The organism is Pseudomonas sp. Irchel 3E19 (genome assembly GCF_900187585.1).
GTDB classification, from domain to species: Bacteria; Pseudomonadota; Gammaproteobacteria; order Pseudomonadales; family Pseudomonadaceae; genus Aquipseudomonas; species Aquipseudomonas baetica.
Genome location: NZ_FYDT01000014.1, coordinates 118911 through 125639 on the forward strand (window position 1 = coordinate 118911; position 6729 = coordinate 125639).

Genomic DNA, 6729 nt, shown 5'->3' on the forward strand with positions numbered 1-6729 from the left:
AGGATTTTGCCGCAAAAGCCCACGTTTCGGGGGGATTGCAGACTTATCAAGGGCTTACGTTTCGTTACAGTGCCATGGCCCGATATCAGGCGGACGAATGATCACAGACAGTCCCTGTCTGGCTGACTAGATTGCAGGTTCCGGGCTCGAATGCGTTGGCAGTGAAGCCCTATAACAATAAAGAGACGGACCCATGCAGAACTCGACCCAAGCGGCGAATGCCTGGCGCATTCTGTTCCTGCTGTTCCTTGCCAACCTGTTCAATTTCTTCGACCGCACCATCCCGGCGATCATCATCGAACCGATCCGCATGGAATGGCATCTCAGCGACTTTCAGTTGGGCATCGTCGGCACCGCGTTCACCATCGTTTATGCCATCGCCGGTCTGCCGCTGGGGCGCATGGCCGACACCGGCTCGCGCAGCAAACTGATGGGCTGGGGCCTGGCGACGTGGAGTGCGTTGACGGCGGTCAACGGACTGGTGGGCAGTTTCTGGAGTTTCCTGATCGTGCGCATGGGCATCGGCATCGGTGAAGCCAGTTATGCGCCGGCGGCCAACTCGCTGATCGGTGATCTGTTTCCGGCGCACCGTCGGGCGCGGGCCATGGGTATTTTCATGCTCGGTCTGCCGCTGGGATTGCTGCTGGCGTTTTTCACCATCGGCTGGATGGTCAAGGCGTTCGACAGTTGGCGCGCACCGTTCTTCATTGCCGCCGTACCGGGGCTGCTGCTGGCGGTATTCATGTTTTTCATCAAGGAACCCAAGCGCGGTGCGGCGGAAACCGTGCAGGTCTCGCAGGAAAAAGTCGACAAGCCGATCCGCCGGATCCTCGCCGTACCGACCTTTCTGTGGCTGGTAATGGCCGGGTTGTGCTTCAACTTCGCGACCTATGCCTGCAACTCGTTTCTGGTGCCGATGCTGCAGCGCTATTTCTTGATGCCGTTGCAGGAAGCGGCGGTGGCCACCGGGGTGATTGTCGGGGTGACCGGGCTGGTCGGCCTGACGTTGGGTGGCTGGATCGCCGACAAGATCCACCAGCGTGTGGCCAATGGGCGACTGCTGTTTGCCGCATTCAGCTTGATTGTCTCGACCCTGTGCACGGCGTGGGCGCTGCATGCCGGGCGCATTGAGATCGGTGTGTTTGTCGCGGTGTTCAGCCTCGGCTGGCTGTTTGCCTATAACTTCTATACCTGTGTTTATACGGCGATTCAGGACGTGGTCGAACCACGCCTGCGGGCGACGGCGATGGCGTTGTTCTTTGCCGGGTTGTATCTGCTGGGCGGTGGTTTGGGACCGGTGGTGGTCGGTGGCCTGTCGGATCACTTTGCCAAATCGGCGATGATTTCAGCGGGGGCGGAGCAGATGACCGAGGCGTTCAAGGCGGTCGGGCTGCATGACGCGATGTACCTGATTCCGGTGGCGCTGTTCCTGACCATGGTGTTTCTGTTTATGGCTTCGCGGTGTTTTGTGCGGGATGCGCAGCGGATGAAGGAGGGCTTGGTGGCGGTGGTTGAGCCAGACGTTGCAGTAGCGACTGCATAACCGCCTTCGCGAGCAGGCTCGCTCCCACATAGGAACGCATTCCAAACTGTGGGAGCGAGCCTGCTCGCGAAAGGGCCATCAGCATCAGCTAATAAATAACAGGCAAACAAAAAGGCCCCGCATCACTGCGGGCCTTCTGGTTTTCAGCGGTGGAGCAGGGCGGTTTAGCCCGCCACCAACACCCGAATCGCTTCCAGGCGCAGCGCGGCCTTGTCCAGCATTGCCAGACCTTGCTCACGCTGTTCACGCAAGGCAACCAGTTCGCTGTCACGCACGGTCGGGTTGACCGCTTGCAGTGCGGTCAGGCGCGCCAGTTCTTCATCGGTGTCGGCCGCCAGACGGCGACGGGCCTCGGCCACGCGCTCGGCGTGACGCGGGGCGATCTTGTCTTCACCGGCGTTGATCCGTGGCGTCAGCTGATCGCGCTGGGCCTGGATGAACTTGTTGGCGCTGGCACGCGGCACGCTTTCCAGTTGATCGTTCAAGGTTTCGAACGAGACGCGGGCCGACAGGTCGTTGCCGTTGGCGTCGAGCAGGCAGCGCAACGCGGCCGGCGGCAGGTAACGGCCCAGTTGCAGCGAACGTGGAGCAACCACCTCGCTGACGTAGAGCAGTTCCAGCAACACGGTGCCCGGTTTCAGCGCCTTGTTCTTGATCAGCGCGACGGCGGTGTTGCCCATCGAACCGGATAGCACCAGATCCATGCCGCCCTGCACCATCGGGTGTTCCCAGGTGATGAACTGCATGTCTTCGCGCGACAGCGCCTGGTTGCGGTCGTAGGTGATGGTCACGCCTTCGTCGTCGCCCAGCGGGAAGCTGGCGTCGAGCATTTTTTCGCTCGGCTTGAGGATCAGGGCGTTTTCCGAATGGTCTTCGCTGTCGATGCCGAACGCGTCGAACAGGGTTTCCATGTAGATCGGCAGGGCGAACTGATCGTCTTGCTCAAGGATGTCCTCGACCAACTGATCGCCTTCGCCCGAACCGCCGGAGTTGAGTTCCAGCAGACGGTCGCGACCGGTGTGCAGCTCTTCTTCCAGTCGCTCGCGCTCGGTGCGCGCTTCATCGATCAGCGCTTGCCACTCGCTGTCGTCGGCTTCTTCGAGCAGCGGCAGCAGGCGCGGGCCGAACTGGTGCTGCAAGGCGTTGCCGGTCGGGCAGGTGTTGAGGAACGCGTTCAGCGCTTCGTGGTACCACTGGAACAGGCGCTCCTGCGGGCTGGTTTCCAGGTACGGCACGTGCAGTTCGATAATGTGCTTCTGGCCGATCCGGTCGAGACGCCCGATGCGCTGCTCAAGCAGGTCCGGGTGCGACGGCAGATCGAACAGCACCAGGTGATGCGCGAACTGGAAGTTGCGACCTTCACTGCCGATTTCCGAGCAGATCAGCACTTGCGCGCCGAATTCTTCGTCGGCGAAGTAAGCGGCGGCGCGGTCACGCTCAAGGATGTTCATGCCTTCATGGAACACCGTGGCCGGGATGCCGGAACGCACGCGCAGGGCGTCTTCCAGGTCCATCGCGGTTTCGGCGTGGGCGCAGATCACCAGCACTTTGGTGCGCTTGAGCATTTTCAGCTGATCGATCAGCCATTCAACGCGCGGGTCGAATTTCCACCAGCGCTCTTCTTCGCTGGCGTCCGGCTGGGCCTGGAAGCTGACTTCCGGGTACAGCTCGGCGTGATCGCCCAGTGGCAGTTCCAGATATTCGTCCGGGCACGGCAGCGGGTACGGGTGCAGTTTGCGCTCCGGGAAACCCTGCACGGCGGCGCGGGTGTTACGGAACAGCACGCGGCCGGTGCCGTGGCGGTCAAGCAGTTCACGCACGAGGCGGGCGCTGGCTTCGGTGTCTCCATCGTTGACCGCAGTCAGCAAGGCTTCGCCTTCGTTGCCGAGGAAACCGTGAATGGTCTTGTGCGCTTGCGGCGACAGGCGCCCTTTGTCCAGCAACTCCTGAACGGCTTCGGCCACCGGGCGATAGTTTTCGCTCTCGGCGCGGAACGCGGCCAGGTCATGGAAGCGGTTTGGATCGAGCAGGCGAAGACGAGCGAAGTGGCTGTCCTGGCCGAGTTGTTCCGGGGTGGCGGTGAGCAGCAGCACGCCGGGAATCACTTCCGCCAATTGCTCGACCAGCGAATACTCGGGGCTGGCTTTTTCTTCGTGCCAGACCAAGTGGTGCGCTTCGTCGACCACCAGCAGATCCCAACCGGCAGCGAACAATGCGTCTTGGGCTTTCTCGTCGTCGACCAGCCATTCCAGCGCAACCAGCGCCAGTTGAGTGTCTTCGAACGGGTTGGCGGCATCGCTTTCGATGAAACGTTCTTCGTCGAACAGCGCGACCTGCAGATTGAAGCGGCGGCGCATTTCCACCAGCCACTGGTGCTGGAGGTTTTCCGGCACCAGGATCAGCACACGATTGGCGCGGCCTGACAGCAGTTGGCGATGGATCACCAGGCCGGCTTCGATGGTTTTACCCAGGCCCACTTCGTCCGCCAGCAATACCCGCGGCGCGATACGGTCAGCGACCTCACGGGCAATGTGCAACTGGTGCGCGATCGGTTGCGCACGCACACCACCCAGGCCCCAGAGCGACGATTGCAACTGGCGGCTGGTGTGTTCGAGGGTGTTGTAACGCAGGGAGAACCACGCCAGCGGGTCGATCTGCCCGGCGAACAGACGGTCGCTGGCCAGACGGAACTGAATGAAGTTCGACAGCTGGGTTTCTGGCAGGGTGACGGCTTCGTTCTGCGCGTTGAGGCCGTGATAGACCATCAGGCCGTCGACGTCGTCGACTTGCTGGACGGTCATCTTCCAGCCTTCGAAGTGAGTGATGCTGTCGCCCGGCGAGAATCGCACGCGGGTCAGGGGCGCATTCCGTAGCGCGTACTGGCGGGTCTCGCCAGTGGCCGGGTAAAGCACGGTCAACAAGCGGCCGTCCTGTGCCAGAACGGTGCCTAAACCAAGCTCTGCTTCGCTGTCACTGATCCAGCGTTGCCCCGGTTGATACTGCTGCGCCATGCTGCCTGACTCCCACCTTGAAAAAGCGGGCTATCTTAACGGAATGAGGCTCCGAGGCCAAAGGATTAGGAGCCGCCACCGGCTTTTAACTGCACAGGGAAGATTAGGTCATGCGTCGGTTTAACCAAAGAGCAGGGCACGAGTGGGTGCCAATCCGGTCACAAGTTTGCGACCGACGGCTCAAGCCATCAGCGCCCAAGCCGATAGCCTGCTGACAGGAGACCCTTTATATGTTCCCACCGATGCTCCCCCTGAGCGCTGTGCCGGTCACTTCCCAGCAGGATCCGATCCGCCAGCGGCCGGACATTCCCCCGGTGGTGCCGGTGCAGGAAAGCTCCAACGAAAGCACGATTGATCTGCAAAAGCGCGATCCCGAGGAGGATCGACTGCTCGCGCGCGAAGAACAGCGCCGGCAGCAGGAGCGTGATCGTCGGCGTCGCGAGGCCGATGAAGACCCCGAAGAACACCTGGCCGTGCCGGGCACGGAACTCAATGCCGACAACACCGTGCCGGTGGTGCCGCTGATGGACGATCAGCCGCGTCAGGGCTTGTGGGTTGATATCGAGATCTGATGGCTGGTCAGCGCTGACGCCAGACTGCATTATTGGCGCAGTCCTGCCGATGCTGTGGCAGTTGTGATTTCTTCAAGTGATGCGCCGAACGCCATGAGCCAAGACAACAAACTGATCGACCTCAACACTGAACGCGCCAAGCGTGTGCACGACATTAAAGAGAAGCGTCTGAATGAAGTGCGCAATGCCTTCGAACAGGCGATGCCGTTGGGAAAAGCCAAGAAAAAGTCGAAAAACAAACCGAAAAAGCGTTGATCTCCCCCCCTGAATCCGTTGATGCAGGTCAGTTATTTTCCCGCCTTTACTCCCTGTGTTGACCGGACTTGATCCTGGTCAATTTCTGCGCCTGCGTGATTGGTTAACTTAGTTCCATCGCAGCAAAGCAGGGGCCAGGAGGCCACAGTCATGTTTTTCGATAACGTGGTGTTTGCCGGGGTTCTGACCGTTGGGCTCATGGTTCTGTTTTTTGCAGGGTTTGGATTTTTTATCTGGAAGGATGCGAATAAGCGCAAGAAGCCTTAGTTCTTTCCGGATTGATGAGCACGCAAGGCATTTTGGGCAACTTCGGTTGCCCTTTTTTTTGCCTTTCGGTTTGTGTGTATATCCGTTGCTGCGGTAACGGCTGCTTAGGGTTCCGCCCTGACGGCGGGTCACTTTTGGCAAACGCCCCAAAAGTAACCAAAAGGTCTGTGCCCTGACGTACGGCCCTCGCTTAGGCTCGGGTTCCTTCGCTGCGGGATTGATCCGGGCGCATCGCCTCCGGTTTGCTTCGCTGCACCTCCTCTCGATGTGTTTGGCTTCGCCAAACGGTCGCTGCGCTCCCACCCCCGGATCAACCCCTCCACTCAGCCTGCCGACGGGCTCCGAGATCAAGATCAAGAGCGGTACTCGAGCTTGCGCTCATTGTGTTGAGTGGGGCGGCATGCGCCGCGTACGGGGTGTACTCATTTTCTTGTGGGAGCTGGCTTGCCAGCGATGACGGCCTGACAGCCGACCAAGCTCTGGCGGGTGTACTCGATCCCTGTGGGAGCGGGCTTGCTCGCGAAGGCGGCCTGACAGCCAACCAGTTTCTGGCGGGTGTACTCAATCCCTGTGGGAGCTGGCTTGCCAGCGATGACGGCCTGACAGCCGACCAGTTTCTGGCGGGTGTACTCAATCCCTGTGGGAGCGGGCTTGCTCGCGAAGGCGGCCTGACAGCCAACCAGTTTCTGGCGGGTGTACTCAATCCCTGTGGGAGCGGGCTTGCTCGCGAAGGCGGCCTGACAGCCAACCAGTTTCTGGCGGGTGTACTCAATCCCTGTGGGAGCTGGCTTGCCAGCGATGACGGCCTGGCAGCCGACCAGTTTCTGGCGGGTGTACTCAATCCCTGTGGGAGCTGGCTTGCCAGCGATGACGGCCTGACAGCCGACCAGTTTCTGGCGGGTGTACTCAATCCCTGTGGGAGCTGGCTTGCCAGCGATGACGGCCTGACAGCCGACCAGTTTCTGGCGGGTGTACTCAATCCCTGTGGGAGCGGGCTTGCTCGCGAAGGCGGCCTGACAGCCAACCAGTTTCTGGCGGGTGTACTCAATCCCTGTGGGAGCGGGCTTGCTCGCGAAGGCGG

General features: G+C 60.8%; 5 protein-coding genes and 1 pseudogene. 5 read left to right on the plus strand and 1 reads right to left on the minus strand.

Annotation, left to right across the window (positions count from 1 at the left end; translation table 11 throughout):
- Positions 1-193: 193 nt before the first annotated feature.
- On the plus strand, positions 194-1543 hold the full coding sequence (locus CKW18_RS11885; protein ID WP_095188968.1) for an MFS transporter: 1350 nt from the start codon (positions 194-196) through the stop codon (positions 1541-1543).
- Positions 1544-1707: 164 nt separating this feature from the next.
- Here the strand turns inward: CKW18_RS11885 and rapA are convergent, their stop codons facing one another.
- Positions 1708-4554 (minus strand): RNA polymerase-associated protein RapA, encoded by a 2847-nt coding sequence (rapA, locus tag CKW18_RS11890; RefSeq protein WP_095188969.1) that lies wholly within the window; start codon positions 4552-4554, stop codon positions 1708-1710.
- Between the two features lie 230 nt (positions 4555-4784).
- On the opposite strand from rapA, the gene CKW18_RS11895 reads away from it, so the two are divergent.
- The 4 genes and pseudogenes from CKW18_RS11895 to CKW18_RS30550 form a co-directional block, all read left to right on the plus strand.
- The gene (locus CKW18_RS11895) at positions 4785-5126 is read left to right on the plus strand and encodes an aspartate-semialdehyde dehydrogenase (protein ID WP_095188970.1); all 342 of its coding nucleotides are present in this window, start codon (positions 4785-4787) and stop codon (positions 5124-5126) included.
- A 93-nt stretch (positions 5127-5219) separates the two neighbouring features.
- A complete protein-coding gene (locus CKW18_RS30545; RefSeq protein WP_095188971.1) occupies positions 5220-5381 on the plus strand; it encodes a hypothetical protein in 162 nt (53 codons plus the stop codon).
- Positions 5382-5531: 150 nt separating this feature from the next.
- On the plus strand, positions 5532-5648 hold the full coding sequence (gene ccoM / locus CKW18_RS31335) for a cytochrome c oxidase subunit CcoM (protein WP_007959205.1): 117 nt from the start codon (positions 5532-5534) through the stop codon (positions 5646-5648).
- 416 nt (positions 5649-6064) lie between these two features.
- Positions 6065-6729 (plus strand): annotated as a pseudogene (locus CKW18_RS30550) (hypothetical protein); the annotation flags it as partial.

Excerpts from the sequence above, each read along its gene's own strand:
- rapA (WP_095188969.1), bottom strand. The coding sequence starts at position 4,554 with ATGGCGCAGCAGTATCAACCGGGGCAACGCTGGATCAGTGACAGCGAA.
- CKW18_RS11885 (WP_095188968.1), top strand. The coding sequence starts at position 194 with ATGCAGAACTCGACCCAAGCGGCGAATGCCTGGCGCATTCTGTTCCTG.
- CKW18_RS30545 (WP_095188971.1), top strand. The coding sequence starts at position 5,220 with ATGAGCCAAGACAACAAACTGATCGACCTCAACACTGAACGCGCCAAG.
- ccoM (WP_007959205.1), top strand. The coding sequence starts at position 5,532 with ATGTTTTTCGATAACGTGGTGTTTGCCGGGGTTCTGACCGTTGGGCTC.
- CKW18_RS11895 (WP_095188970.1), top strand. The coding sequence starts at position 4,785 with ATGTTCCCACCGATGCTCCCCCTGAGCGCTGTGCCGGTCACTTCCCAG.